This is a genomic window from Streptomyces sp. NPDC042638, assembly GCF_040647235.1.
Lineage (GTDB): Bacteria > Actinomycetota > Actinomycetes > Streptomycetales > Streptomycetaceae > Streptomyces > Streptomyces rameus.
Genome location: NZ_JBEZBT010000005.1, coordinates 179,389 through 204,319, shown reverse-complemented (window position 1 = coordinate 204,319; position 24,931 = coordinate 179,389). Strand labels below are relative to the sequence as shown.

The following is a 24,931-nucleotide window of genomic DNA, read 5'->3' as shown; positions in this document are numbered from 1 at the left end:
CGAGCATACATCTAGTGCCGGGCCCGGGTGTCACCCCCACATCTAGTGTCTCTTGCGTGTCGCGGTGGTGTCAGAGCGTCAACTCCCGGCAGCACGGCGGGCCGCCGGGTACGTGCTTCCCGGCGGCCCGCTGTGGGTGCCCGACCTGCTTCCCGGCGCCCGTCAGTGTGCGCCGCCGGCGGTCGCGGGCGGGAGCTCCACCTGGACCCCCGGGTCGCCCGCGTCGGCCGTGTAGTCCTCCGGGGAGGTCTCGTCGACGCCCTCGGGCGCCTTCACGGCCTTCAGGACGAAGGTCAGGACCACGGTCACGGCGACGTTCACCACGAACGCCGTGAGGCCGATGTAGCCGATCTCGCCGATGCCGGGGATCTCCTTGGCGCTGCCGCCGAAGTGCGCCTGCGTGGGCGAGGCCACCCCGTACGCGGCGACCGTCCCGTACACCATGCCGACCGCCCAGCCGGCCAGCAGCGCCCAGCGGTGGAACCAGCGGGTGAACAGGCCGCCCACCAGGGCCGGGAAGGTCTGCAGGATCCAGATGCCGCCCAGCAGCTGGAAGTTGATGGCGACGGTCTTGTCCATGGTGAGGACGAAGACCAGCGCGCCCACCTTCACCAGCAGCGACACGATCTTGGAGACCTGGGCCTCCTCCTTCGGCGTGGCGGCCGGCTTGATGAAGTCCTTGTAGATGTTGCGGGTGAAGAGGTTCGCCGCCGCGATGGACATGATCGCCGCCGGGACGAGGGCGCCTATGCCGATCGCCGCGAAGGCCACCCCCGCGAACCAGTCCGGGAACATGTCCTCGAACAGCTGCGGGATGGCCAGCTGTCCGTTGGTGACCTTCACCCCGGCCGCGATCGCCATGAAGCCCAGCAGCGCGAGCAGGCCCAGCATGAGCGAGTACAGCGGCAGGATCGTGGTGTTGCGGCGGATCACCTCACGGCTCCTGGACGACAGCGTCGCAGTGATCGAGTGCGGGTACATGAACAGCGCCAGCGCGGAGCCGAGCGCCAGCGTGGCGTACGTCCACTGGCCCGCCTCCGGCGGGGCCAGCGCGCCGCGCGGCTTGTGGGTGACCGGGCTGATCTGGCTGAACGCGTCGCCCGCCTTGGCGAAGATGTCGTCGAAGCCGCCCAGCTTGATCGGGATGTAGATGATCGCGACCGCGATGACGATGTAGATCAGGGCGTCCTTGACGAACGCGATCAGTGCGGGCGCGCGCAGGCCGGAGGAGTAGGTGTAGGCCGCCAGCACACCGAAGGCGATGAGCAGCGGCAGGTCCTTGACGAACCAGTTGGTGTTCTCGCCGCCGCCGACGCCCATCACGTCCAGCACCGCCTGGATGCCGACGAGCTGGAGTGCGATGTACGGCATCGTCGCGAGGATGCCGGTGAGGGCCACCGCCAGGGACAGGCCCTTGGAGCCGAACCGGCCGCGCACGAAGTCCGAGTTGGTCACGTAGCCGTGCTTGTGCGAGACCGACCACAGGCGGGGCAGGAACGTGAAGATCAGCGGATAGACGAGGATCGTGTACGGCACCGCGAAGAAGCCGGACGCGCCCGCCGCGTAGATCGCCGCCGGTACGGCGACGAACGTGTACGCCGTGTACAGGTCACCGCCGAGCAGGAACCAGGTGACCCAGGTGCCGAAGGACCGGCCGCCCAGGCCCCATTCGTCCAGGGAGTGCTCGTTCTCGGCCCGGCGCCAGCGCGCGGCCAGGAAGCCCATGACCGTGACGGCCAGGAAGAAGAAGATGAAGACGCCGAGCGCGACGCCGTTGACGCCGTTCTTCATTTCACCGCACCCCCGTTCGCGCCCTTGCGGGCGCGCTGGTCACGCTTCCACAGCTGGTAGGCGAGCATCGTGAGCGCGGTGGAGATCGGCACCCAGAGCATCTGGTACCAGTAGAAGAACGGGATCCCGATGAACGTGGGGTCGGTCTTGGCGTACGAGCCGACCCACAGCATCGCCACGAAGGGTGCGACGAGACACAGGGCGATGATCACCCGGCCCGGCGTCACCACCGGTGGCCTCACTTCAGGCGTTTCGGACATGCCACGGCTCCGTCCCCTCGCTGATCACCTGTGTAATGCGCAGGCAATCTAGGTGACGGTGTCGTGACAGCGGAAGACCTCGTCCGCATATCGGTATACCGATATGGCGAAGGGCCCTGCCGTCAGTCCGCCGGCCGCTTCAGCCGGGCCACGAACTTGTACCGGTCCCCGCGGTACACCGACCGCACCCACTCCACCGGTTTGCCCTCGCGGTCCAGCGAGTGGCGGGAGAGCATCAGCATCGGCAGACCCACGTCGGTACCGAGCAGGCCGGCCTCGCGCGGGGTGGCCAGGGAGGTCTCGATGGTCTCCTCGGCCTCGGCGAGGTGGACGTCGTAGACCTCGGCGAGCGCGGTGTACAGCGAGGTGTACTTCACCAGCGAGCGCCTGAGGGCCGGGAACCGCTTGGCCGACAGGTGGGTGGTCTCTATCGCCATCGGCTCGGCGTTGGCCATGCGCAGCCGCTCGATGCGCAGCACGCGCCCGCCGGCGGTGATGTCGAGCAGCTCGGCGAGCCGGTCGTCGGCGGTGATGTACCCGATGTCCAGCAGCTGCGAGGTCGGCTCCAGGCCCTGCGCCCGCATGTCCTCGGTGTAGGAGGTGAGCTGCAGCGCCTGGGAGACCTTGGGCTTGGCGACGAAGGTGCCCTTGCCCTGGATCCGTTCGAGCCGGCCCTCCACGACCAGCTCCTGCAGGGCCTGGCGCACCGTGGTGCGGGACGTGTCGAACTCGGCGGCCAGCGTGCGCTCGGGCGGCACCGGCGTGCCCGGGGCCTGCGTCTCCGTCATGTCGAGCAGGTGCTTCTTCAAGCGGTAGTACTTGGGCACGCGCGCGGTACGGGTGGTGCCGGCCTCGTTCTCCGCACTGCTGACGTCGGTGGTCATGCTCTGCCTTCCCGGCTCCGAATGCCGAAAGCGACCGACATCCCATCGGCCACGGCTCACATCGTGGCACGGGTTGCTGTGTCAGGACTCCACCCGCACGCTCCGTGATCCCCTCTATATACCGTCGCACCAGTTGTTGGTCTAGTCCATCGCAGGGGGGAGCGTGCGGCGACACCGGCACGCCCGCCCCGCCGCGGCCCCCCGGACTAGATCCCCTGCCACTCCGGCTTGGCGGCGTAGGTGTGCCGGAAGTAGTCGGCCAGCTTCAGCTTCGACGCGGCGGCCTCGTCCACCACCACCGTGGCATGGGGGTGGAGCTGGAGGGCGGAGGCCGGGCAGACGGCCGCGACCGGGCCCTCGACGGTCGCGGCGACCGCGTCCGCCTTGCCCTCGCCCGTCGCCAGCAGCACCAGGTGCCGGGCCTCCAGGATGGTCCCGATGCCCTGGGTGATGACGTGGTGGGGGACCTGCTCGATGTCACCGTCGAAGAAGCGGGCGTTGTCGACCCGGGTCTGCTCGGTCAGCGTCTTGATCCGGGTGCGCGAGGCGAGCGAGGAGCAGGGCTCGTTGAACCCGATGTGGCCGTCGGTCCCGATCCCGAGCAGTTGCAGGTCCACCCCGCCGGCCGCGGCGAGCGCGCGGTCGTACGCCTCGCAGGCCGCCTGGACGTCCGCGGCCGTGCCGTCCGGTCCCATGAAAGCGTCCATGTCCATACCCAGCGGCTCCAGCACCTCCCGGCGCAGCACCGAACGATAGGACTCGGGGTGCTCCGCGGGCAGCCCCACGTACTCGTCGAGCTGCGCTATCCGCGCCCGTGAGACGTCCACGGCACCGGAGCGCACCTTGGCGGTAAGTGCCTGGTAGACGGGCAGCGGGGTGGAGCCGGTGGCCACGCCGAGCAGGGCGTCGGGCTTGCGTCGCAGCAGCTGGGCCATGGCCTCGGCGATCAGCTCGCCACCCGCGGCGGCGTCCGGAACGATGACAACTTCCACGCTGGGCCTGCCGTTCTGAAGAGGGCTCTGTGCGTCTGTGTGGTTTAGACCAATCTAACAGAATCGGGGTTCGCGGGCGTGGACGAGAACGCGCTTTTCCGGGCCCGCGGCGGGCTCGCGTCCGCCCGGCGAACTCCCGTTCCCCTGCTGGACGGGCCCCGTTCTCAGGTGAGCGATCCTCCCGTCGCGTCGAGCCAGTGGCCGGTCACCCAGCGGCCCTCCTCCGATACCAGGAAGGCCACCACGTCGGCGATGTCCGCCGCCGTCCCCACCCGCCCCAGCGCCGAGTGCGCGGCGGCTTCCTTCCACGCCTCCTCACTCGCGCGCAGCCACGAGGCGTTGACGTCGGTGTCCACGATGCCGGGCGCCACCGAGTTCACCGTGATCCCCCGGGGACCGAGCACCTTGGACAGGTCGCGGGTGAAGACGTCCAGCGCGGCCTTGGTCATCCCGTAGGCGATGGTGTGGGGCATCGCGGCGGACCGCGCCAGCCCGGACGATATGTTCACCACCCGCCCGCCGTCCCGCAGCCGCTCCGCGCCGAGCTGGGTCAGGAAGAACGGCGCCTTCACGTTCACCGCGAAGAGCCGGGCGTACTCCTCCTCGCTGATCTGCCCGAACGGGTGTGTGGCGCCGATGCCCGCGTTGTGCACGAGGATGTCCAGCCCGTCCGCGTGCCGGTCGAACTCCTCCCACAGTCGCCGGGCGTCCCCGGGTGCTCCCAGTTCCACTCCGATCGGGAACGCCGAACCGCCGGCCGCCTCGATCGCCGCGACCGTCTCCTTCGCGGCCGTCTCGTTACTGCCGTAGTGCACCGCGACCCTCGCGCCGTCCCGTCCCAGCCGCTCGGCGATCCCCCGCCCGATGCCCCGGCTCCCGCCCGTGACCAGCGCTGTCTTCCCCGTAAGCGCACCCATGTCCGCCCCTCCAGATTTGTCTAGCGGTCGCTACACAAAAACCGTACACGACCCCGCCGACAATTTTCTAGGGCGCGCTATAAAATAGTCTCCATGGTGACGGGTCAGGAAACACAGGCGCAGGGCGGTGCGGGCCGGACACGGGGCCGGCCGCGCTCCTTCGACCGGGCCACAGCACTGGAGAAGGCGCTGATGGCCTTCTGGGAACACGGGTACGAGGCCACCTCGGTCTCCGACCTCACCCGCATCATGGGCATCGGCGCCCCCAGTCTGTACGCGGCCTTCGGCGACAAGCGGACCCTGTTCGACGAGGTCGTCCGGGTCTATGCCGGCACCCACGGCGCCTTCGGGGAGCGTGCCCTCGCCGAGGAGCCCACGGCCCGCGAGGGCATCGCACGCATGCTCCGCGAGGCCGCCGCCGAATACACCGACCCGACCCATCCGTACGGCTGCCTGATCGTGCACGCCGCCACCAACTGCACGAGCGCCGACGTCGAGGCACTGCTGCGCGAGCGGCGCAACGCCAACATCGCCGCCCTCGAATCCCGGATCCGGGCGGACATCGCGGCCGGGGTGCTGCCGGACGGCACCGACGCCGCCGCCCTCGCCCGGCACGCCGGCGCCATGATCCAGGGCATGTCCCAGCAGGCCCGCGACGGCGCACGCCGGGAGGAGCTGGAAGCGCTCGCGGAAATTGCCATGGCCATCTGGCCCCACGACTGAGCCGGGCGGGCTAGGCTGCGTGGCATCGCGTGCCGGCGCCTTCACGGCGAGGACGCTTCCCCACCATGGACACGCCATCATGGTCTAGTCCACAATCGAGAACAACAAGCCTCCGTCTTCCCCGCACAGGAAGGCGGATCGAGGAACCGGCGCTCTCTGCCCTGACTGCCCCGGCTCCTCGACCTTCGGCCGACCGGGACCGCACACCCCGCGGCCGATGATGCTCCGGGCTGCGGTGCCGGGAGGGCTGAGGGTCCCTTCCAGGCGCCGCGGCCCGCGGGTGTTTTCCGGCCACCCGCGGGCCGCGGGTACGCTCGCACACGTGCCCTCCATGAACGAACTCGTACGCCAGCACACCGCCCTCGACGACTCCGACCTCGAGTGGCTCCACCTGCTGGTCTCGGAGTGGCAGCTGCTCTCCGACCTCTCCTTCGCCGACCTGGTGCTGTGGGTTCCCACCCGGGACGGCACGAGGTACGTCTCGATCGCCCAGATGCGCCCCAACACCGGCCCGACCTCCTACCAGGACGACATGGTCGGCCACCTGGTCCCGCGCGGCCGGCGGCCCATGCTGGACGTGGCGCTGGACGAGGGCCGGATCGTGCGCGAGGGCGACCCCGAGTGGCGAGAAGAGGTCCCCGTACGGGTCGAGTCCATCCCCGTACGGCGTCAGGGACGCGTCCTCGGCGTGATCGCCCGGAACACCAACCTGCTCACCGTGCGCACCCCGAGCCGTCTGGAACTCACCTATCTCCAGAGCGCCTCGGACCTCGCACAGATGATCGCGGCCGGCTCCTTCCCCTTCCCCGACCAGCAGGTCGACATGGACGCCTCGCCGCGCGTCGGCGACGGCCTGATCCGGCTGGACGCGGACGGCGTCGTCCAGTACGCCTCCCCGAACGCCCTGTCCGCCTTCCACCGGCTCGGCCTCGCCGCCGACCTGGTCGGCCATCACCTCGGACAGACCACCGCCGAACTCGCCCCCACCCGGGGGCCGGTGGACGAGGCACTGGCCAAGGTGGCCAGCGGCTGGGCGCCGCGCGAGTTCGAGATCGAGGCCCACGACGGTGTCATCCAGTTCCGGGCCATCCCGCTCAAGCCCAAGGGGACGCGTATCGGTTCGCTGGTGCTGCTCCGGGACGTCACCGAACTGCGGCGACGCGAACGCGAGTTGATCACCAAGGACGCCACCATCCGGGAGATCCACCACCGGGTGAAGAACAACCTCCAGACGGTCGCCGCCCTGCTCCGGCTCCAGGCCCGGCGTATCGAGTCCGAGCGCGGCCGGGAGGCCCTGGAGGAGGCCGTCCGCCGGGTCGGCTCGATCGCCATCGTGCATGAGACGCTGTCTCAGAACCTGGATGAGCGGGTCGAGTTCGACGACATCGCCGACCGGGTGCTGGCCATGGTCGCCGAGATCTCGCCGGGCAAGGTGACCGGCCGGCGCAGCGGACGGTTCGGCATACTCGACGCCGAGGTGGCCACCCCGCTGTCCATGGTCCTCACCGAGATCCTGCAGAACGCCCTGGAGCACGGCTTCCGCGAGGGTGACACCGGCACGGTCGAGGTCTCCGCGGTGCGTGGCGGCACCACCAAGGAGGCGCGTCTGCTGGTCACCGTCCAGGACGACGGCGTCGGCCTGCCCGAGGGCTTCGACCCGCACCGCTCGGGCAACCTCGGTCTGCAGATCGTACGAACGCTGGTGGAGGGCGAGTTGGGCGGTTCGTTCGACATGGTGCCGGCGCCGGTCCGGGGGACCCGGGTGATCCTCGACATTCCGGTGCGGGCGCAGAAATGAGCGACAGGCGTGTCGCGGCGGGCGAGGAGGGCTCCACGGTGGGAGTGGGCGCAGCAAAAAGCCCCGGACCGCCGTCGGTCCGAGGCTGATGCTCGTTACTGCTCTGCTTTTACCGCGATGGGGTTCCCCCGATCTCGAGCGTGGCCGAGAGGTGGGGGAGCATCGGGGGAACTGCGCGCTGCGGCTCGGGGGCGGGAGATGCGTACGGGCTGTGCGCGCCGCCAAGCTCAGGCTGTCAGCAGGGGTGGATATGTCAGGCGGAGGCCTGACGGGCCCTGTTGCGGGCGGCGCGGCGCTTCATGGCGCGGCGCTCGTCCTCGCTGAGACCACCCCAGACGCCGGAGTCCTGGCCGGACTCGAGCGCCCACTGCAGACACTGCTCGATCACCGGGCAGCGACGGCAGACGGCCTTGGCTTCCTCGATCTGCAGCAGCGCAGGACCGGTGTTGCCGATGGGGAAGAAGAGCTCGGGGTCTTCCTCGCGGCAAACGGCGTTGTGACGCCAGTCCATGGCTGCTACCTCTCCTTGGTATTACGTGCAAGTTGCTTGTGAATGTGAACGCTTTCACGAATCCCTCAACAAGTGAAGGGCCGAACGCCGAGTCTTCACCCGGCGGGGTCCTTGGTTTGAAGAGGGGTTCTGGTGATCAGTGGAGGCCGGTGTTGCGGGCCGTCCCGATCGCCATGTAGAGACTCGCAAACCTCAGCGGCGGATACAACCCCTTCCGGAAAGTTTTTTTTGATTCCTCGGTGTCGACTAGGTCACAGCCGTACTTCCATGGGGTGGATCCTGGCCTAAACGTTCGAGTGAAAGGACTTTGGCCCGTTCCGCTCACACAATCACACGCAGTGCACGGCGTACGCCTGTGAACGTCACGCTCGTACGCAGCCCTAGGTGGTCACCGTCCATCTGGAGGGGGAGGGGAGCCTTCGAATGCAAGGTGAACTGGTCCAGATCGTGCAGCGAGACCGCGTGCTTGCCGTGCGGGCCGCGCTCGGGGGACGAAGTGAGCAACTGGGTGCCATACCGGGCAACCGAGGCCGTGGAAAGGCGGCTGAGACCCAGCACATCGATGCCGGTGTCGAACGAGGCCTTGGGCGATGTGTACATGGCGCGATTGCCGAGATACGTCCAGGGGGACGTGTTGGAGGCTATGGCCACGACGAGATCCCCGATGGGCTCCTCGCCGGGTCGTTCGAGCGTGATCGTGCCGTGCCGACGGTTCGGCTCGCCGACGAACTGCCGGACCACCTGACGGACGTAGAGCGCGTGCGTCGACTTCTTGCCGCGCTCGCGCTGCTGCTCGACCCGGCCCACCACACCGGCGTCGAAGCCGAGCCCGGCGTTGAAGGTGAACCAGCGGGGCGGCGCCGCCTCGTCCTCACTGCCCGGCGGGCCTGTTGTCAGCCCGAGGCCGACGACCCGTTCGGTGCGGTCGCGCAGCGCGTCCAGCAGCGCGCCGGTGGCCTCCACCGGATCGTTGGGCAGGCCCAGAGCCCGGGCGAAGACGTTCGTGGAACCACCGGGGACGACGGCGAGACCGGGGATGTGGTCCGGGGCCGGACCGGCGTGCAGGAGGCCGTTGACCACCTCGTTGACCGTGCCGTCACCGCCGAGCGCCACCACCAGGTCGATGTCGTCGCTCTCGGCCGCCTGCCGGCCGAGGTCGCGTGCGTGGCCGCGGTACTCGGTGGTGACCGCCTCCAGCTTCATCTCGCTCGCCAGGGCGTGGATGAGGACGTCGCGTCTGCGTGCGCTTGTGGTGGTTGCCGCCGGATTGACCACGAGAAGTGCACGCATGCAAGGCAGCGTACCTACTGGGGGGTACTCGGCCCAGACCGAGTTAGGGATCGGGTAAGAGACGGGGGCGTGAGTCTGGACACGTGATGTCCGGGGAGGCCCGCCCGTGCCCGCACCCATGAGCTGCCGTCGGGGCCCGGCGGCTACCCTGCTGGGGTGAGCAGTCAGCAGAAACCCGCCCCGGACACCGCCACGGCCGACGCGACCGCGGGGCCGCGCCCGCGGCGGCTGACGTACGCGGCGGCGCTGGCCGCGCTGGAGGGCGCCGCCCTGGTGGCCGGCGGCCTGTGGGTGCTCGTCCTGGGGCTCACCGGTGACCCCGACGACCGGCAGCAGGCCGTGACCCTCGGAATCACCCTGGTTGTCCTCGCGATGCTGCCCCTGCTCGCCGCGCGCGGGCTGCTGCTGCGGCGCGGCTGGAGCCGGGGGCCCGCGGTGATCACCCAGCTCATGGCCCTTCCGGTGGCCTACAACCTGCTCCAGGCCGACAGCATGGCCATCCCGGCCGGTATCGCCCTCGCGGTGGTCGCCGTGGCGGCGCTGGTGCTCCTCGTCAACGGCGAGACGACCCGGGCCCTCGGGATCAAGGGGCCGGGCCGGGCCGAGTAGGCGGTGCTCACTCCTCGACGAGGAGCTTCTCCCGCAGCTGGGCCAGGGTGCGGGCCAGCAGCCGCGAGACGTGCATCTGGGAGATGCCGACCTCCTGCGCGATCTGCGACTGGGTCATGTTGCCGAAGAAGCGCAGCAGCAGGATCCGCTTCTCGCGCGGCGGGAGATCCTCCAGCAGGGGCTTGAGGGACTCGCGGTACTCCACTCCCTCCAGCGCCTCGTCCTCGGCGCCGAGGGTGTCGGCGACCGCCGGCGACTCGTCGTCCGTGTCGGGGACGTCCAGCGACAGCGTGGAGTACGCGTTCGCGGACTCCAGGCCCTCCAGGACCTCCTCCTCGGAGATCGCGAGCTTCTCGGCCAGCTCGTGCACCGTCGGCGAGCGGCCGTGCAACTGGGACAGCTCGGCCGTCGCGGTGGTCAGCGCCAGCCGCAGTTCCTGCAGCCGGCGCGGGACGCGGACCGCCCAGCCCTTGTCGCGGAAGTGCCGCTTGATCTCGCCGACGACGGTCGGAGTGGCGTACGTGGAGAACTCCACGCCGCGCTCGGGGTCGAACCGGTCGACGGACTTGATCAGGCCGATCGTGGCGACCTGGGTGAGGTCGTCCAGCGGCTCGCCGCGGTTGCGGAACCGGCGCGCCAGGTGCTCCACGAGCGGCAGGTGCATACGGACGAGCTGGTTGCGCAGCTCCGCGTACTCCGCACTGCCCGCGTTCAGCTTGCGCAGCTCGACGAACTTCGCCCGCGCCCCGCTGCGGTCCTGGGCGTCGTGGTGCGCGGCCTGCCTGGGCTCCGCGCCCGGCGCGTCGCCCTCGGCATTTCGCTCGTGCTCGCTCATCGTCCCGCCCGTAGCCCTTCCCCGAGCCCTGGCCCCGGCGCGGACGGCGGGTCCGGCACCGTCGCGTGTCTCCGGTGGCGTGCCCTGTCCGGCATCGTCACCGGCGACCCGCGTGGAGTCGCCCTCCGGGTGCGGTCTGGCCTGTTCGGGGATGCCGTCGATGCCGTCCGCCATGCGCTGGGAACCGTCCCGAGGGGCTGCCCCGGAGGTCTCGGCGCTTCCCCCGCTCCCGGCTCCGCCCGAGCGGGGGGATTCCCATGACCAGGGGGCAGCCCCGTCTCCGGTCGGCAGCTCCCGTGTGCCGCGCTCTTCGTCCCGCACCGGCCCGTCCCCGTTCCTCACGCCGGCCCGGGGCCGACGCCACGCTGTTTGTAGAGGCTGATCGACACCGTCTTGTCCTCGTCCACCGCGGACGAGACCTTGCCCGCGAGGGCCGACAGCACGGTCCAGGCGAAGGTGTCCCGCGAGGGGGCGTGGCCGTCCGTCGTCGGCGCCGACACGGTGACTTCCAGCGAGTCGTCGACGAGCCGGAAGACACAGCTGAGAACCGAGCCGGGCACGGCCTGCTGGAGCAGGATCGCGCAGGCCTCGTCCACGGCGATGCGCAGGTCCTCGATCTCGTCCAGGGTGAAGTCCAAGCGGGCCGCCAGACCGGCCGTGGCCGTCCGCAGCACCGACAGGTAGGCACCCGCAGCCGGAAGCCGGACTTCCACGAAGTCCTGGTTCGCCACGGGCTCGCCTGCGATCTGGGACACCCTCACCTCCATGGTGGTACAAGCTTTACGGGGGCCGAGGGTCTCCCCCCGGGGTAACGCGTACGTGGTTCAACCGGTGACGCTATCGCGCTCCGAACGTTCCTGTCCCGGGACCCCAACCCCCTGGCGTCACTCACAGTAAAGCTGTGGATACGCTCCGTGTCTAGAGGGTTTGCGGGCCCAAATGGGATGAGCGCGCGCCGGGTTGACGTACCCAGACGTCAGACGCTCGAACCGTCGTGCGGCAGCCACCGCAAGCAGTGTCACACGAGAACGCGGTCGGGCGAGACTCTCTCGCTCAGACGAGCACGTGGTCGACGAAGCACCACCGCCAGTCCTCGCCGGGCTCGAAGGTCCGCATCACCGGGTGACCGGACCTCGCGTGGTGCTCCGTCGCGTGCCGTCCCGGTGAGGAGTCGCAGCAGCCGACATGGCCGCAGCTGAGGCACAGCCGCAGCTGCACCGGGTGTGTGCCGTCCCGCAGGCACTCCGGGCAGGTCTCGTCGAGCGGCTCCGGTTCGGGGTGCGGCAGCGCGTCGGAGTGCGTGCACTGTTTCATGATTGCCAGATTACGTCGGGTGTGCGGGTGGCCGCGCGAAAAAAGAGGGTGGGGAAGACCATGGACGTGATGCCGCTGCTGTTGCTGGTGGCGGGCAGTGCGGCGGTGGCCGCGGCGGCCAGGCGTACTCCCGTGCCGGCGCCCCTGCTGCTGGTCGCCGTGGGCCTGGCGGTCTCCTACATCCCCGGAGTGCCGTCGTACACCCTGGACCCGCACGTCGTGCTGCCGCTGCTGCTGCCCCCGCTGCTCTACACCTCGGCGAGCGACAGCTCCTACCTCGACCTGCGGGCGCAGCTGCGGCCCGTGGCGCTGCTCTCGGTGGGCTACGTGCTCTTCGCGACCTTCGTCGTCGGCTGGGCCGCCTATCTGATCGTCCCCGGGCTGCCGTTGCCCGCCGCGCTGGTGCTGGGCGCGGTGGTGGCACCGCCGGACGCGGTGGCCGCCACGGCGGTCGCGCGCCGGGTCGGGCTGCCCTCCCGTATCACCACCATCCTCCAGGGCGAGTCCCTGCTGAACGACGCCACGGCGATCACCGCCTACAAGGTGGCGCTCGGCGCCGCCGTCGGCGAGGGCGCCACCTGGGCGGGCGGGATCGGCGAGTTCGCGCTCGCCGCGATCGGCGGCGTCGGGATCGGCCTCGTCCTCATGGCGCCCCTGCACTGGCTGCGCACGCATCTGACCGAGCCCCTCCTGCAGAACACCCTGTCACTGCTGATCCCGTTCGTCGCCTACGGTGTCGCCGAGCAGGCGCACGCCTCCGGTGTGCTCGCCGTCGTGGTCGTCGCCCTCTACCTCGGCCATCGCGCGTGGGAGGTCGACTTCGCCACCAGGCTCCAGGAGGAGGCGGTGTGGAAGATGGTCGCCTTCGTGCTGGAGTCGGCGGTGTTCGCCCTGATCGGTCTGCAGCTGCCGATCGTCCTCAAGCGGCTCGGCGAGTACCAGGGGACCTCCGCCGCCTGGTACGCGGCGGCCGTCTTCCTGGTCGTGGTCGTGGCCCGGTTCGTGTGGGTCTACCCGGCCACCTTCCTGCCCCGGCTGCTGTCCGCGCGGATCAGGGAGCGGGAGGAGAACCCCACCTGGCGCGGCGCGATGGTGATGTCGTGGGCCGGCATGCGCGGTGTGGTGTCCCTGGCCATCGCCTTCGCCATCCCCTCGACCATGGCCGCCGGCCCCCGCGACCTGATCCTCTTCCTGACCTTCACGACCGTCATCGGCACGCTCGTCGTCCAGGGTGTGACGCTGCCGCCGCTGATCCGGCTGCTGAGGTTCCCCGGCCGCGACCGGCAGGCCGAGACGCTCGCCGAGGCCAACGCCCAGGCGCAGGCGTCCCGGGCCGCGGAGTCCCGGCTCGACGAACTCCTCTCCGACGAGCGCGACACCCTGCCGCCGCCGCTCGCCGACCGGCTGCGCATGGTCCTGGAGCGCCGCCGCAACGCCGTCTGGGAGCGTCTCGGCCAGGTCAACCCGATCACCGGCGAGTCCGTGGACGACACCTACCGCCGGCTGTCCCGCGAGATGATCAGCGTCGAACGCGAGGTCTTCGTCCGGCTCCGGGACCACCGGTACATCGACGACGAGATGCTGCGCGCCCTGCTCAGACGACTGGACCTGGAGGAGGCGGCGGCCTTCAGAGAGGCCGGTTGAGGCCGGGCGGCGTCCCGGGGCGGCCGTCGGGGTCCTCCGGGAACGGGCGCCCGGTGACGACGGCCGCGATCGTGCTCCCGCGCGCGAAGGCACCCTCTTCGGCCAGGGTGACGAGTCCGTACAGCAACTTGGCGACATAGAGACGTTCCACGGGCAGTCCGTGGCGCTGCTCGAAGTCCCGTGCGAAGACCTCCAGTTCCGGAGTCGTACGGGCGTAGCCGCCGCAATGGAAGCGGTCGTCCAGGGACCAGGTGCCGCTGCGGGCGCCGAAGGCGCGTTCCTGCAGGGCCTGGACGTCGGCTTCCAGGAAACCGCCCCTCAGGACGGGTACGCCGAGCGCGCGCCGGCCGGCCGGCAGTCCTGCGGCGAGACCGGCGAGCGTGCCGCCGGTGCCGCAGGCGACCGCCACGACATCGGCGTGGCCGCCCAGTTCCACCCCCAGAGCACGGCAGCCGCGCACCGCCTCGGCGTTGCTGCCGCCCTCGGGGACGACGTACGCCCCCTCGGCACCGGCCGCGCGCAGGATCCCGGCCAGCGTGTCCGGCTCGGTCTTGCGGCGGTACGTCGGTCTGTCGACGAAGTGCAGCCGCATGCCGTCGGCCGCGCACCGGGCCAGGGACGGGTTGAGCGGGCGGTCGGCCAGCTCCTGGCCGCGGACCACGCCCGTGGTGGGCACGCCCAGCAGACGGCCCGCGGCGGCGGTGGCCCGCAGGTGGTTGGAGTAGGCCCCGCCGAAGGTGACCAGGGCGCGGCCCTGTGCCGCCGCGATGTTCGGCACCAGCTTGCGCCACTTGTTGCCGACGAGATCGGGGTGGATCAGGTCGTCGCGCTTGAGCAGCAGCCGCAGCCCGTGGCGGCCGAAACGATCGTCGCGTATCTCCTGGTGCGGCGAGGGCAGCCGGGGGGTGAGCGGGTCGGGGCTGGTCACGGCCCCATTGTGCCCCGCGCGGGGAACCGCGCGACCAGCCGTGACGGGCCCGGGGCGATCAGCCGTGCCGCGCCCCGCCCGGTCTGCCGTGCCGCGCCCCGCCCGGTCTGCTGTGCCGCGCCCCGCCCGGTCTGCTGTGCCGCGCCACGCTCGACCAGCCGTGCCGCGCCACGCTCGACCAGCCGTGACGCGCCACGCTCGACCAGCCGTGCCGCGCCACGCTCGACCAGCCGTGACGCGCCTCGCTCGGTCTGCCGTGCCGCGCCTCGCTCGACCAGCCGTGAGGCGCCCCACCCCCCGGCGCACCGCGCCCCACCCCGCGCGCACCGCACTCGCGCACGGCCCGCGCGGGCCCGGGGCCGCGGCGCCCGCACCGCGCATGGCCCGCACCCCGACGGCGCTACCCCTTCAGGCGCTCGGCGACCCGCTCTCGCAGCCAGGACATCGCGAACCCCCGGGGGTCCACCTTGCCCGGCTGCCACTCCCGGTGGCCGATGACCGACCGTTCCGTCCAGCCGTGGTGGCGGCACACCGCAGCGGCGACCCGTTCGATCGCGTCCAGCTGCTCGTCCGGCCACGGGTCCTCCCCGTCGCCGAGGTTCTCGCACTCGAAGCCGTAGAAGTGCCGGTTGCCGTCGGTGTTCGCCTCGTTGTCCGGCGGCAGCCCCTTCTCGGCGATGACCGCCCGCAGCACCTCGTCGTCGCCGAGCCCGGCGTGGTTGGCGCGCCCGTAGCCGACCAGGTGGACCGTGCCGTCCTTGGTGATCACACCGTGGCACAGCGGACCTGGCAGGTCCGGATAGCCGTCGCGGCACAGCTGGACCGTGTGCTCGCTGCCCCGGGTCACGGTGTGGTGGATCATCACGCCGTGGACGGGACCCCAGGGCCCCTTGTGGTTGCGGTTGTGGTCCTGCCAGTCGCCGACCTCGGCGACCGTGACGCCCTCCGCTCGAAGCGTGTCCAGAAATCCGCTCGCCGACATGGGTGGGGCCATGCCCGACTCCTTCGCGCCGTGCCCGTCCGGCCGCCGGTCGCGGCCGTCTGTCCTGCCTGCTTCTACCGAAACCGGACGTCAGGGAACACATCGTTCGTATGCTGTGCGAGCCGATCCGGACAGACGGCGTATGTCGTGAGAGCCGTGCCGGGATCCCTCTTCGTGCCCAGTAATCCGATGATCCATTCCCCTCCTTTCGGGTAATGGCGCGCACATGCTCCGCGCTGGAAGGCTCGGGTCGAGACCGGTGCCCGGTGCGGTTCGGCACCGGGCATACATGGGAGGGCATTTCTCTATGTCGGTAGGCGAAGAGGTCCGCACGGATCAGGGCAAGCCGCAGCAGTCCCTCGGGACGGCGGCAGCGCGGAACCTGGCCACCACCACCAAGTCCGTTCCGCAGATGCAGGAGATCAGCTCCCGCTGGCTGCTGCGCACGCTTCCCTGGGTGGATGTCCAGGGCGGCACGTACCGGGTGAACCGGCGGCTGACCTACGCCGTGGGCGACGGTCGCATCACCTTCGTGAAGACCGGGGACCAGGTGGAGGTCATCCCGGCGGAACTGGGTGAGCTGCCGGCCCTGCGGTCGTACGAGGACGAGGAGGTGCTGACGGAGCTGGCCCGGCGCTGCAACCAGCGCGAGTTCGCGCCCGGTCAGGTGATCGCCGACTTCGGCAACCAGACGAACGAGGTCTACCTCCTCGCCCACGGCCGGGTGGAGAAGATCGGCACGGGTCCCTACGGCGACGACGCCGTCCTCGGAGTCCTCGCCGACGGCGCCTACTTCGGCGACCAGGCGCTGCTCGACCCGGAGGCCATCTGGGAGTACACCGTCCGCGCGGACACCGCGAGCACGGTGCTGACCCTCAGCCGCCAGGACTTCGAGCAGGTCGCGGAGCGCTCCGACTCGCTGCGCCGGCACCTGGAGCAACTGCGCGCGGTCCCGGAGCAGCGGACCAACAAGTACGGCGAGAAGGAGGTCGAGCTGGCGGCCGGCCACTCCGGCGAGCCCGACATCCCGCACACCTTCGTGGACTACGAGCCGCGGCCCCGCGAGTACGAACTGAGCATCGCCCAGACCGTCCTGCGCATCCACTCGCGCGTGGCCGACCTCTACAACCAGCCGATGAACCAGACCGAGCAGCAGCTGCGGCTCACCGTCGAGGCGCTGAAGGAGCGCCAGGAGCACGAGCTGGTCAACAACCCGGAGTTCGGTCTGCTCAGCAACTGCGAGTACGACCAGCGGATCCAGCCGCACGACGGCGTGCCCAGCCCGGACGACCTGGACGAGCTGCTCAGCCGCCGCCGGGGCACCAAGCTGCTCCTGGCCCACCCGCGCGCGATCGCCGCGATCGGACGCGAGCTGAACAAGCGGGGACTGGTCCCGGAGACCGTCGACGTCGCCGGCAACCGCATCCCCACCTGGCGCGGTGTGCCGATCTACCCGTGCAACAAGATCCCGATCAGCGAGGCCCGTACGACCTCCGTCATCGCCATGCGTACCGGCGAGTCGGAGCAGGGCGTCATCGGCCTGCGCCAGTCCGGCATCCCGGACGAGATCGAGCCGAGCCTGTCCGTGCGGTTCATGGGCATCAACGAACAGGCCATCATCAAGTACCTGGTGACGGCCTACTACTCGGCCGCCGTCCTCGTGCCCGACGCGCTCGGTGTCCTGGAGAACGTCGAGATCGGCCGTTGGAGGTGACGTTTCCGCACGTCGCGGCCGTGTCCCCGCCCACCGGGGCGGGTAGGCCCTCGTGGTATGCGTCCGCGCGGGCCGGTGCCGCCGGCCCGCGCGGATCAGGCAAGGGGGGAGCATGGCCGATTTCATGACGGAGACCGACGAGCGTTCTGCCGGGGTGCCGCGTCCCGGCACGGCGGGGGAGCCTCGGGAGAAGGCCCAGGACTCCGCCGCCGGTGCGCCTGACGGGCAGGAGGCGGTGGCACAACTGGAGCGCACCCGGGCCCTGGTCGACCCGGAGCTGCGCACGGCGGTGGAGTCGCTGCCCGGCGCGATGCGCCGGGTCGGGCTCTACCACTTCGGCTGGCAGCACGCCGACGGCACGCCGGCGACGGGCAACGCGGGCAAGGCGATCAGGCCGGCGCTCGTGCTGGCCGCTGCCGCCGCGCTCGGCGGCCCGGCGGCGCGGACGGCGGCGGTCCGGGCAGCGGTGGCGGTCGAACTGGTCCACAACTTCACGTTGTTGCACGACGACGTGATGGACCGGGACACCACGCGCAGGCACCGGCCGACGGCCTGGACCGTGTTCGGGGACGCCGACGCGATCCTCGCCGGGGACGCCGTCCAGGCGCTGGCCCTCCGGCTGCTCGCCGAGGACCCGCACCCGGCCGCCGTCCCGGCCGCGGCCCGGCTGGCGGCCTGTGTCGTGGAGCTGTGCGAGGGGCAGCACGTGGACACCGACATGGAGCGGCGCGCGCCGGACTCGGTCACCCTGGACGAGGTGCTGGCCATGGCCGAGGCCAAGACCGGCGCACTGCTGGGCTGTGCCTGCGCGGTCGGCGGGCTGTACGCGGGCGCGAGCGCGGAGGAGGTCGCCGCACTGGACGGCTTCGGCCGCCAGGCGGGACTCGCCTTCCAGCTGATCGACGACGTCATCGGCATATGGGGAGACCCGCGGCACACCGGCAAACCGGCCGGTGCCGACCTCGCCGCCCGCAAGAAGTCCCTGCCGGTGGTGGCGGCGCTCACCTCGGGCACCCCGGCCGCGGCCGAACTGGCCGCGCTGTACGGCGAGCCGTACCTCGAGGGAGGGGCGCAGGACGGGGAGATCGCGCGTACGGCGCTGGCGGTGGAGCGCGCCGGAGGCCGGGACTGGGCACAGGCCGAGGCGGCCGACCGGATGGCCCGCGCCATGCAGGAGCTGGCCCGTGCGGTCCCCGATCCCGAGGCGGCGGGCGGTCTGCTGGCCCTCGCCGAGTTCGTCACCCGCCGGACCGCCTGAGGACCGCCGGCCGCGGTCATGAGGAACCCGGAGTACCCGGCCCGTACGGCTCCTGACCCCGTTGGGCCGCCGAGGACTCCGGTGAGGCGGTCCCTGCGCACCCTCACCGTGCGCGGGACCGCCGCTGAGTCGTCCCTGCAAACCCCTTGCACCACGACAGTTGGAGTACTACAAATGAAGCACTACAGCTGGAGCGGTACCGTAGCCGTCCGCTCCGGTCGTTCCCCGCCTCAACGAAATGAGATCCGCTTGCGCAAGCTCTCGTACGTCGTCGCCTGTTCGCTCGACGGCTTCATCGGTGACGAGCACGGCGACGCCTCCGCGATGCTCCGCTTCCTGGACGAGGAGTTCACCGGCTTCCTCACGGCGGAACTGCCGGAGACCCTCCCCACCCACGGCCGCAAGGCGCTCGGCGTGGACCACCTGGAGAACAAGCGCTTCGACACGGTCGTCCAGGGCCGGGCCAGCTACGAGGTGGCCCTGCGGGAGGGCATCACCAGCCCCTACGGCCACCTGCGCGAATACGTCGCCTCCCGCACGCTCGGCGCGTCGCCCGATCCGAACGTCGAGGTCATCGCCGACGACCTGACCGGCCGGGTCCGCGCACTGAAGGCGGAGGAGGGCGGACTGGACATCTATCTGTGCGGCGGTTCCCGGCTCGCCGGAGCGCTGCTCGACGAGATCGACGAAATCGTCGTCAAGACCTACCCCCTCGTCTACGGCAGAGGCATGCCGATGTTCGGTACCGGCCTGGACCTCAAGGAGTTCACCCTGGACTCCGTGCGCACCTTCGCCAACGGTGCCCTGGTCCGTACGTACGGCAGGAAGCGCTGAGGGCGCGACCGCCCTACCCTGAGAGCATGGGCAGCGAGGAACGCGTCTGTCCCGTCTGCGGACAGCCGGTCGAAACGGTCGTCAAGCGGCACAAGACCCTGGGCGCCTGGGTGCCGGTCTGGGGCCCGGCCCCGTGCCGCAACCCCGACTGCGCGGCCTGCGCCGACGCCGGACGGCCCGCCGGGCCCGGCCGGCCCGTCGACGTGCGGACCCGGCCGGGTGAGAGCGGCACGGAGGGTGCGTCGGCGGCCGGCGCGGAGAACGGCGCCGTGCGGGCGCCCGGGCGGCCCGGGGGAACGGCGTAGCGTGGGCGCATGCCGAAACTGCCGTACATCCTGCACGTCACCGAACGTTCCCTGTGGGAGGCGGCGCGCGAGCGCGGTGCCTACGAGCGGTCCACCCGGGGCCGGACCCTCCAGGAGGAGGGCTTCATCCACTTCTCCACCCGAGAGCAGCTTCCGCGCGTCGCCGACTTCCTCTACGGCGGCTACGACGGCCCGGACGAGCTGATCGTCCTGGTGGTGGATCCGGCCCGGGTCGGGGTGCCGGTGCGGTACGAGTCCGCCGAGCCGGGCGGAGAGGAGTTCCCCCACGTGTACGGCCCCGTACCGGTCGAGGCCGTGGTGGACGTGGAGCCCTGGGGTGAGACGGGGCGCTGAGACGGCGTGCTGAGACGGGGCGCTACCCGGCGTCGGCTTCCTGGCCGACGCCGTCCGGCAGCCGGCCCGTCTCCGGATCGCGGCCGGTCAGGCAGTACGTGCCGCCGGCCGGGTCGCGCATCACCTCAGCCGGCGGGGCGTTCGATGAAGCGCAGCTGGTTGCCCGCCGGGTCCCGGAAGGCGCAGTCGCGCACCCCGTAGGGCTGGTCCATCGGCTCCTGAAGGACGTCGGCCCCGGACTCGCGCACCCGCTCGTACAGCGCGTCGCAGTCGGGGGTGGTGAAGATGACCCCGCGCAGCAGCCCCTTGGCCAGGAGTTCGTTGAGCGCCTGCTTGTCCGCCGGGGAGGCGTCCGGGCTCGCGTCCGGGGGCTCCAGGACGATCGCCACGTCCGGCTGGAGCGGGGAGCCGAGGGTCACCCAGCGCATCCCCTCGAAGCCCACGTCGTTGCGGATCTCCAGGCCGAGCACATCGCGGTAGAAGGCGATGGCCTTGTCGTGGTCGTCCACCGCGAGGAAACACTGCGCGAGTTTCACGTCCATGGACTCACCCTAGATCCGGCGGGCGCGCCCCGCCTCAGTACGGACGACGGCGCGGCCGGGTCAGCCTGCGTGCCACACAGGACGGGATCACCGCGCTCTCCTCGTGGTCGCGGGCACGGTAGGCGCTCGGCGTCTCGCCGACCAGCTCGGTGAACCGGGAGCTGAAGGAACCGAGCGAGGTACATCCCACGGCGAGGCACACCTCCGTCACGGTGAGGTCGCCCCGGCGCAGCAGCGTCTTGGCCCGCTCGATCCGGCGGGTCATCAGATAGCTGTACGGCGTCTCGCCGAACGCCTTGCGGAAGCTGCGCTGGAAGTGGCCCGGGGACATCAGGGCGTCACGGGCCAGGGCGGTCATGTCGAGCGGCTCGGCGTACTCGCGGTCCATGCGGTCCCGTACACGACGCAGCCGTCGCAGATCCTCCAGGGCGGTCATCTGCTCAGCTTCGCACAGGGCCGCACAGCAGAGTCCCCCGAGCTCGACGGAGCGTTTTCCTCCAGCATCGCCACCGGCGCGCTCAAACCGAGGGTCGCGGTCCTGATCAGCGGGGTCCTCGACATCGTCGGCGCGTTCCTGTCCACCGAGGTGGCACTGGTCAGCCCTCGGCCTGTCCGGCGTCGAGGCCGACGGCGCGGGTGCGTCCGCCGCCGGCCGGGCCCAGGCCGGGCTGTGCTTCCGCGCCGCGGCGGTGGTGGCGTACGGGATCCACCTCATCGTGCCGCAGTTCCACCAGGGCCTCCCGTCCGGATCAGGCCGTCACGCCTGAGCCGGCCTGAGCCCCGGGGGGAAGGATGGACCAAGGGGCGCTGACGGTGCCGTCCGGTTCCCAGCCGTAGTCCTTCAGCCGCTTCGCCTCCTCGCCGCGGCCCATGGATTCCAGAACCCACACCGCGCGCTCGATCCGATCATGGGAACCGTCAGGGGCACTGATCGATCTCAGCCAGTTCAGGGCGTCGTCCGCCCGTTTCGCGCGCAACAGCAGTCTCACGGCGCCGGAAGTCGTGTCGTGCCCGCCGTCCTCCGCGCTCCTCCGGTACCGGATGAGCGCCTCGTCGAGCCGTCCCATCTCCTCGAGGAGACGGGCTGACGCGTGCTGAGCCCGAGCGTCTCCAGCAGTCGCCATCGCAGTCAGCAGGGCAAGCGCCTCGTCGCGCCTGGACTCCCGCCGCAGAAGTTCTGCAAGCTCATAGGTCACCCGGGTGTCGTCCTTCGCCCGGGAGGAGAGGAAGTCGATGGCCTCGTCGCTGCGTCCCAGGCCGCGCATCAGTTCCGCGAAGTCACCGGCCGCGGAACTGTTCCCCTCGGTGATCATCTCTCTCAGGATGGCCGCACATTCTTCCTCGCGCCCTTCCCGGAGCAGCATGCTTTTCAGAGCCATGGGGGCGAAGAGGGATCCCGTGTGCTCGCTGTGCCCCAGCTCCTTCAGGTATGCGAGTGCGGATTCGATGCCGCCGGACAGCCGCCTCTCTTCACAGACCGTGTAGAGGGACGTGAAGTTCCCTTTGGCCACCGAGCGCTCAAGTACGTCCAGTCCCCTCGCTCGTTGACCTGACGCAATGAGAAGCCTGCCGAAGTCGTGCTCCGTGCCGTGTCTCTCGCACCAGGCCAGAGCGGATTCCAGGGAGACATGGTCCCAGAATTCCGTGAGTGCACGGTCGAACCACTCGTCGGCGTCCTCGGCGCATTCCCATTCCCTCATGCGGTCCAGGCAGTCGACGAGTGCGAAGACGTCTCCCCGGCGGGCCGCCCGCGTGTAGAGGTTCTTCGCGGCATCCCAGTCCGCCTCCTCGCAGGTCACCGACGTCGCTGCGGCGAAACGCAGTGCGCGGGGGTCCCCGAGGGTGTGCGCGTGCACGTACCACTCGACAGTCTCTTCCCGCCGGCTTGTCATGGAGAGGATCTCGGCGATGTCGAGGGCGGCTTCACTGCTCCCCGAGTCGGCGGCTTTCCGGTAAAGGGTGACAGCTGTGCGGAACAGGCCGCGGCATTCCGCCGATCTCCCGATGCTCAGCGCCTCGGCTGCTGTCGAGTGATGCACCAGGAGATCCCAGAGCCCCGGCGGAGGGGGCGGCCGTCGCCGATCCTCCCGCCCCAGCTGATCCAGGGGATCGGCCAAGCGGTACCGCACCGATCCCTCCGCCACCCCTCTTCTCCGGGGGCGGACCCGCGTCAATGGCCCGCGGATCCCCCGTTGAGGCCGCGCCGCGTACGCCAGAGCCGCCTCCAGCCAGTCTTCGGGCAAGTGATCCAACTGCAGATCGGTCAGGTATTCGTATGCCGCGGCTTCGAGCAGTTCCAGGGGGACATGCTCGCCGAATCCGAGCCGGCGGATGTCCATCGCCGCGTCGATGAGGGCTCTGACCGGGAGCGGGGCTGTCCGGTAGCGCTGGATCAGTGCCGGCACTCCGGCCAGGTACTGGGTCACCTGGCGCTGTTCAGCGTGTTCCCAGGCGTGAGCGAGCCGGGCGTCGCGTGCGGCGGCCTCCGTCAAGTCGTCCGGGTCGTCCGGCTCGAAGGTGACCGGGACGCGAAGGGAACTCCCGTTGAGAACATGGCGGGCGTGGGGGTGCAGGTCTCTCTGGCCGTCGCGCGGTTCCGATGTCAACTGGTCCCAGTACGCGGGCCAGAGGGTCACCAGGATCAGCACGGGGTGTCGATCCGGGGCGTGCATGATCCGCCGAAGCGCGGCCGCCACCCGCTCCCCCTCCGCAGGGTCGGCGGTGAGGAGGAAGCGCTGAGCCTCGTTCAGCCACACCACCGTGTGCGGGCCGACCTTCTCGAGGTCCGAGGCCGGATCGGAGTGCGGAGCGGAGTCCAGAGGCTGCCAGACGCGCCACTCGGGGGGCAGCCGCTGGATCGCCTCCCAGAAGGTGCGGGTCTTCCCTGTGGAGGATTCTCCGACAAGGGTGATGATCACACTCTGTCCTGAAACCGCGTGGTCGACCTTCTCTTCCACGCGCCGGTCGTGATCACGCACCACATAGGTCGGCAGCGTTGGTGCGTCCTCGTCCTCGTCCTCGGGGACTGTGATGGACCGGTGCACTTCGAGGGCGTAGGGACCGAGTTCACCCAACGGCCTGCCCGGGGGCTCGGCGAGGAGCGCGTCCACCCATGCCGTTCGGACCCGCTCCACCGTGTCCGCGACGTCCCAGCGGGCCTCGCGGGCCAGTACCGCGGCGACGGAAACGACATTCGCCTGCTGCGCGGGGAATTCACCCGAGCCGATGATCCTGTGCACCGTGTCCTTCGAAGGACACCCCGGGAGCAGGTCGTCCGGGTCGGCGGCGATCAGGTCGGCGATCCGTGCCACCGGCGGAGTCCTGGCCTCCAGGTAGAGGCGGTAGAGCAGCGCCTTCAGCTCGCGTAACGGTCCTGGGGCGACCCGTGGTGCGGGGATCCGGCGCTGACCACCGCCGCTCGACCCGTCGTGCCGACCCGCGTCTCGGCTCATCGCGGCATCATCCCGCTTCCCTCTCGCCCCGTCCCGGTTTCTGCCGGGCGCAGGCCGCACCCGTGATCCTGCCGTCGCAACTCGTCGTGTGCCGTCTGCGACCCCGCAGCGTAGCGACGTGAGCGGGCTGGAGAGTGGCCCGCCGGACCTTCCGTCGGAGGCGCAGGTGCGCGAGGAGGAGCAGGGCAGGCGCAGGACCCGGCGCAGGCCGCGACTGGCCCGTAGCGAGCGAAACGCGTTGCTGGCAGCGGCAGTCGGCGGCGTGTCCACCGCCCTGGTGAACGGACTCATCGCTCTGGTGGTGGAGGCGGTGAGGGCCGCGCTCGGGTGACGGGACGCATGTGTGGCCCGGAGAACAAGACCGCACCCGGTCCGTCATGGGCGCCGTGCTCGGCGGCCTGCGGACCGGGTGCGGTCAGGTAGACACTGCAATCGAAGAACGTGCAGGTCAGAACGCGTAAGGAGAGATCACGCCTTCTTGGTCTCCCAGAAGATCTCCGCGATCTGGGCGATGTAGTCCAGAGCCTTCTGGCCCGTCGCCGGGTCGGTGGACGCCTTGGCGGCCGAGAGGGCCTTCAGGGTGTCGTTGACCAGCTGGTGCAGCTCGGGGTGCTTCTCGAAGTGCGGGGGCTTGAAGTAGTCGCTCCAGAGCACGGAGACGTGGTGCTTGGCGAGCTCCGCGCGCTGCTCCTTGATGAGGGTGGCGCGCGTCTGGAAGTGGGGGTCGTCGTTGCCGGCCATCTTTTCCTGGACAGCCTTGACCGACTCCGCCTCGATGCGGGCCTGGGCCGGGTCGTACACGCCGCAGGGCAGGTCGCAGTGGGCGCTGACCTGAACCTTGGGGGCAAACAGGCGGGAAAGCATGGAGCATTCCTTCCTCGTGATCGTCTTCTCAGGTGCGACATTACTCCCTGAGGAAGTCGATTTCTCGGCTGCCCCCTGGGGCTTAGGACAAAAGTCCAGGGTGAGACTGAGACTGGTGGAGGAACGGACC

Annotated in this window: 27 protein-coding genes and 1 pseudogene; 11 read left to right on the top strand and 17 right to left on the bottom strand. The window is 70.5% G+C overall.

Annotated elements, in window-relative coordinates; translation table 11 throughout:
• Positions 1–162: 162 nt before the first annotated feature.
• The 5 genes from mctP to AB0B40_RS06860 form a co-directional block, all read right to left on the bottom strand.
• Positions 163–1,791, bottom strand: a complete 1,629-nt coding sequence (gene mctP / locus AB0B40_RS06880) for a monocarboxylate uptake permease MctP (protein WP_362263356.1) — start codon at positions 1,789–1,791, stop codon at positions 163–165.
• Entirely contained in the window at positions 1,788–2,051 is a 264-nt protein-coding gene (locus AB0B40_RS06875; RefSeq protein WP_345059686.1) for a DUF3311 domain-containing protein, read from the bottom strand. Before AB0B40_RS06875 ends, mctP begins: the two co-directional genes overlap by 4 nt.
• A 122-nt stretch (positions 2,052–2,173) precedes the next feature.
• Positions 2,174–2,935 (bottom strand): GntR family transcriptional regulator, encoded by a 762-nt coding sequence (locus AB0B40_RS06870; protein WP_345059684.1) that lies wholly within the window; start codon positions 2,933–2,935, stop codon positions 2,174–2,176.
• A 206-nt stretch (positions 2,936–3,141) separates the two neighbouring features.
• The gene (gene nagB / locus AB0B40_RS06865) at positions 3,142–3,927 is read right to left on the bottom strand and encodes a glucosamine-6-phosphate deaminase (protein WP_345059682.1); all 786 of its coding nucleotides are present in this window, start codon (positions 3,925–3,927) and stop codon (positions 3,142–3,144) included.
• 164 nt (positions 3,928–4,091) lie between these two features.
• On the bottom strand, positions 4,092–4,844 hold the full coding sequence (locus tag AB0B40_RS06860; RefSeq protein WP_345059680.1) for an SDR family oxidoreductase: 753 nt from the start codon (positions 4,842–4,844) through the stop codon (positions 4,092–4,094).
• Positions 4,845–4,937: 93 nt separating this feature from the next.
• Between AB0B40_RS06860 and AB0B40_RS06855 the strand changes: the two genes are divergently transcribed.
• Positions 4,938–5,567 carry a TetR/AcrR family transcriptional regulator gene (locus AB0B40_RS06855; protein WP_362263350.1) on the top strand — a complete coding sequence of 210 codons (630 nt, stop codon included), beginning with the start codon at positions 4,938–4,940 and terminating at the stop codon, positions 5,565–5,567.
• Between the two features lie 331 nt (positions 5,568–5,898).
• Entirely contained in the window at positions 5,899–7,365 is a 1,467-nt protein-coding gene (locus AB0B40_RS06850) for a PAS domain-containing sensor histidine kinase (RefSeq protein ID WP_345059761.1), read from the top strand.
• A 253-nt stretch (positions 7,366–7,618) separates the two neighbouring features.
• Here AB0B40_RS06850 and AB0B40_RS06845 read toward each other — a convergent pair whose 3' ends face one another.
• Together AB0B40_RS06845 and AB0B40_RS06840 are read right to left on the bottom strand one after the other, a co-directional pair.
• Positions 7,619–7,876 carry a WhiB family transcriptional regulator gene (locus tag AB0B40_RS06845; RefSeq protein WP_003992873.1) on the bottom strand — a complete coding sequence of 86 codons (258 nt, stop codon included), beginning with the start codon at positions 7,874–7,876 and terminating at the stop codon, positions 7,619–7,621.
• Between the two features lie 321 nt (positions 7,877–8,197).
• Positions 8,198–9,166 (bottom strand): diacylglycerol kinase family protein, encoded by a 969-nt coding sequence (locus tag AB0B40_RS06840; RefSeq protein ID WP_345059675.1) that lies wholly within the window; start codon positions 9,164–9,166, stop codon positions 8,198–8,200.
• Positions 9,167–9,322: 156 nt separating this feature from the next.
• Between AB0B40_RS06840 and AB0B40_RS06835 the strand changes: the two genes are divergently transcribed.
• The gene (locus tag AB0B40_RS06835) at positions 9,323–9,775 is read left to right on the top strand and encodes a hypothetical protein (protein WP_362263347.1); all 453 of its coding nucleotides are present in this window, start codon (positions 9,323–9,325) and stop codon (positions 9,773–9,775) included.
• 7 nt (positions 9,776–9,782) lie between these two features.
• Here the strand turns inward: AB0B40_RS06835 and AB0B40_RS06830 are convergent, their stop codons facing one another.
• The 3 genes from AB0B40_RS06830 to AB0B40_RS06820 form a co-directional block, all read right to left on the bottom strand.
• Positions 9,783–10,931, bottom strand: coding sequence for an RNA polymerase sigma factor SigF (locus tag AB0B40_RS06830; RefSeq protein WP_345059671.1), 1,149 nt, complete (start codon positions 10,929–10,931; stop codon positions 9,783–9,785).
• Between the two features lie 17 nt (positions 10,932–10,948).
• On the bottom strand, positions 10,949–11,365 hold the full coding sequence (locus tag AB0B40_RS06825) for an anti-sigma regulatory factor (protein ID WP_345059669.1): 417 nt from the start codon (positions 11,363–11,365) through the stop codon (positions 10,949–10,951).
• Positions 11,366–11,663: 298 nt separating this feature from the next.
• Entirely contained in the window at positions 11,664–11,924 is a 261-nt protein-coding gene (locus AB0B40_RS06820; RefSeq protein ID WP_345059667.1) for a UBP-type zinc finger domain-containing protein, read from the bottom strand.
• Positions 11,925–11,984: 60 nt separating this feature from the next.
• Between AB0B40_RS06820 and AB0B40_RS06815 the strand changes: the two genes are divergently transcribed.
• Positions 11,985–13,568, top strand: a complete 1,584-nt coding sequence (locus AB0B40_RS06815; protein ID WP_362263343.1) for a Na+/H+ antiporter — start codon at positions 11,985–11,987, stop codon at positions 13,566–13,568.
• On the opposite strand, the gene AB0B40_RS06810 is transcribed toward AB0B40_RS06815, so the two are convergent.
• Together AB0B40_RS06810 and AB0B40_RS06805 are read right to left on the bottom strand one after the other, a co-directional pair.
• Positions 13,552–14,496, bottom strand: a complete 945-nt coding sequence (locus AB0B40_RS06810; protein ID WP_362263340.1) for a pyridoxal-phosphate dependent enzyme — start codon at positions 14,494–14,496, stop codon at positions 13,552–13,554. The two genes, AB0B40_RS06815 and AB0B40_RS06810, sit on opposite strands and share 17 nt — an antisense overlap.
• 400 nt (positions 14,497–14,896) lie before the next feature.
• A complete protein-coding gene (locus AB0B40_RS06805) occupies positions 14,897–15,490 on the bottom strand; it encodes an N-acetylmuramoyl-L-alanine amidase (protein WP_345059661.1) in 594 nt (197 codons plus the stop codon).
• A 295-nt stretch (positions 15,491–15,785) separates the two neighbouring features.
• On the opposite strand from AB0B40_RS06805, the gene AB0B40_RS06800 reads away from it, so the two are divergent.
• From AB0B40_RS06800 to AB0B40_RS06780, 5 genes are all read left to right on the top strand, one after another.
• Positions 15,786–17,192 carry a family 2B encapsulin nanocompartment shell protein gene (locus AB0B40_RS06800; protein WP_345059659.1) on the top strand — a complete coding sequence of 469 codons (1,407 nt, stop codon included), beginning with the start codon at positions 15,786–15,788 and terminating at the stop codon, positions 17,190–17,192.
• A gap of 112 nt (positions 17,193–17,304) precedes the next feature.
• A complete protein-coding gene (locus AB0B40_RS06795; RefSeq protein ID WP_345059657.1) occupies positions 17,305–18,450 on the top strand; it encodes a family 2 encapsulin nanocompartment cargo protein polyprenyl transferase in 1,146 nt (381 codons plus the stop codon).
• A gap of 249 nt (positions 18,451–18,699) precedes the next feature.
• Positions 18,700–19,284, top strand: coding sequence for a dihydrofolate reductase family protein (locus AB0B40_RS06790; RefSeq protein ID WP_345059656.1), 585 nt, complete (start codon positions 18,700–18,702; stop codon positions 19,282–19,284).
• Between the two features lie 26 nt (positions 19,285–19,310).
• Positions 19,311–19,589, top strand: a complete 279-nt coding sequence (locus AB0B40_RS06785; RefSeq protein ID WP_345059654.1) for a hypothetical protein — start codon at positions 19,311–19,313, stop codon at positions 19,587–19,589.
• Between the two features lie 9 nt (positions 19,590–19,598).
• On the top strand, positions 19,599–19,943 hold the full coding sequence (locus tag AB0B40_RS06780; RefSeq protein ID WP_345059652.1) for a DUF952 domain-containing protein: 345 nt from the start codon (positions 19,599–19,601) through the stop codon (positions 19,941–19,943).
• A 125-nt stretch (positions 19,944–20,068) separates the two neighbouring features.
• Here the strand turns inward: AB0B40_RS06780 and AB0B40_RS06775 are convergent, their stop codons facing one another.
• From AB0B40_RS06775 to AB0B40_RS06760, 4 genes are all read right to left on the bottom strand, one after another.
• Positions 20,069–20,485, bottom strand: coding sequence for a VOC family protein (locus AB0B40_RS06775; protein WP_362263334.1), 417 nt, complete (start codon positions 20,483–20,485; stop codon positions 20,069–20,071).
• A 34-nt stretch (positions 20,486–20,519) separates the two neighbouring features.
• Entirely contained in the window at positions 20,520–20,921 is a 402-nt protein-coding gene (locus tag AB0B40_RS06770; RefSeq protein ID WP_345059648.1) for a helix-turn-helix transcriptional regulator, read from the bottom strand.
• 160 nt (positions 20,922–21,081) lie between these two features.
• Positions 21,082–21,216 (bottom strand): hypothetical protein, encoded by a 135-nt coding sequence (locus AB0B40_RS06765; protein WP_345059765.1) that lies wholly within the window; start codon positions 21,214–21,216, stop codon positions 21,082–21,084.
• Positions 21,217–21,234: 18 nt separating this feature from the next.
• The gene (locus AB0B40_RS06760; protein WP_362263331.1) at positions 21,235–23,796 is read right to left on the bottom strand and encodes a tetratricopeptide repeat protein; all 2,562 of its coding nucleotides are present in this window, start codon (positions 23,794–23,796) and stop codon (positions 21,235–21,237) included.
• Between the two features lie 259 nt (positions 23,797–24,055).
• Here AB0B40_RS06760 and AB0B40_RS06755 point away from each other — a divergent pair, with 259 nt between their 5' ends.
• Together AB0B40_RS06755 and AB0B40_RS06750 are read left to right on the top strand one after the other, a co-directional pair.
• Positions 24,056–24,268 (top strand): hypothetical protein, encoded by a 213-nt coding sequence (locus AB0B40_RS06755; protein WP_345059644.1) that lies wholly within the window; start codon positions 24,056–24,058, stop codon positions 24,266–24,268.
• A 7-nt stretch (positions 24,269–24,275) separates the two neighbouring features.
• Positions 24,276–24,398 (top strand): annotated as a pseudogene (locus AB0B40_RS06750) (site-specific integrase); the annotation flags it as partial.
• Between the two features lie 7 nt (positions 24,399–24,405).
• Here AB0B40_RS06750 and sodN read toward each other — a convergent pair.
• Positions 24,406–24,801, bottom strand: coding sequence for a superoxide dismutase, Ni (gene sodN, locus AB0B40_RS06745; protein ID WP_345059641.1), 396 nt, complete (start codon positions 24,799–24,801; stop codon positions 24,406–24,408).
• Positions 24,802–24,931: the final 130 nt, after the last annotated feature.

Bases quoted from the DNA above. Each gene is read 5' to 3' on its own strand.
- AB0B40_RS06815 (WP_362263343.1), top strand. From the start codon at position 11,985: ATGGACGTGATGCCGCTGCTGTTGCTGGTGGCGGGCAGTGCGGCGGTG.
- AB0B40_RS06805 (WP_345059661.1), bottom strand. From the start codon at position 15,490: ATGGCCCCACCCATGTCGGCGAGCGGATTTCTGGACACGCTTCGAGCG.
- AB0B40_RS06855 (WP_362263350.1), top strand. From the start codon at position 4,938: ATGGTGACGGGTCAGGAAACACAGGCGCAGGGCGGTGCGGGCCGGACA.
- AB0B40_RS06770 (WP_345059648.1), bottom strand. From the start codon at position 20,921: ATGACCGCCCTGGAGGATCTGCGACGGCTGCGTCGTGTACGGGACCGC.
- AB0B40_RS06875 (WP_345059686.1), bottom strand. From the start codon at position 2,051: ATGTCCGAAACGCCTGAAGTGAGGCCACCGGTGGTGACGCCGGGCCGG.
- AB0B40_RS06860 (WP_345059680.1), bottom strand. From the start codon at position 4,844: ATGGGTGCGCTTACGGGGAAGACAGCGCTGGTCACGGGCGGGAGCCGG.
- AB0B40_RS06785 (WP_345059654.1), top strand. From the start codon at position 19,311: ATGGGCAGCGAGGAACGCGTCTGTCCCGTCTGCGGACAGCCGGTCGAA.
- AB0B40_RS06845 (WP_003992873.1), bottom strand. From the start codon at position 7,876: ATGGACTGGCGTCACAACGCCGTTTGCCGCGAGGAAGACCCCGAGCTC.
- AB0B40_RS06840 (WP_345059675.1), bottom strand. From the start codon at position 9,166: ATGCGTGCACTTCTCGTGGTCAATCCGGCGGCAACCACCACAAGCGCA.
- AB0B40_RS06795 (WP_345059657.1), top strand. From the start codon at position 17,305: ATGGCCGATTTCATGACGGAGACCGACGAGCGTTCTGCCGGGGTGCCG.
- AB0B40_RS06775 (WP_362263334.1), bottom strand. From the start codon at position 20,485: ATGGACGTGAAACTCGCGCAGTGTTTCCTCGCGGTGGACGACCACGAC.
- AB0B40_RS06850 (WP_345059761.1), top strand. From the start codon at position 5,899: ATGAACGAACTCGTACGCCAGCACACCGCCCTCGACGACTCCGACCTC.
- AB0B40_RS06870 (WP_345059684.1), bottom strand. From the start codon at position 2,935: ATGACCACCGACGTCAGCAGTGCGGAGAACGAGGCCGGCACCACCCGT.
- AB0B40_RS06780 (WP_345059652.1), top strand. From the start codon at position 19,599: ATGCCGAAACTGCCGTACATCCTGCACGTCACCGAACGTTCCCTGTGG.
- mctP (WP_362263356.1), bottom strand. From the start codon at position 1,791: ATGAAGAACGGCGTCAACGGCGTCGCGCTCGGCGTCTTCATCTTCTTC.
- AB0B40_RS06820 (WP_345059667.1), bottom strand. From the start codon at position 11,924: ATGAAACAGTGCACGCACTCCGACGCGCTGCCGCACCCCGAACCGGAG.
- AB0B40_RS06800 (WP_345059659.1), top strand. From the start codon at position 15,786: ATGTCGGTAGGCGAAGAGGTCCGCACGGATCAGGGCAAGCCGCAGCAG.
- sodN (WP_345059641.1), bottom strand. From the start codon at position 24,801: ATGCTTTCCCGCCTGTTTGCCCCCAAGGTTCAGGTCAGCGCCCACTGC.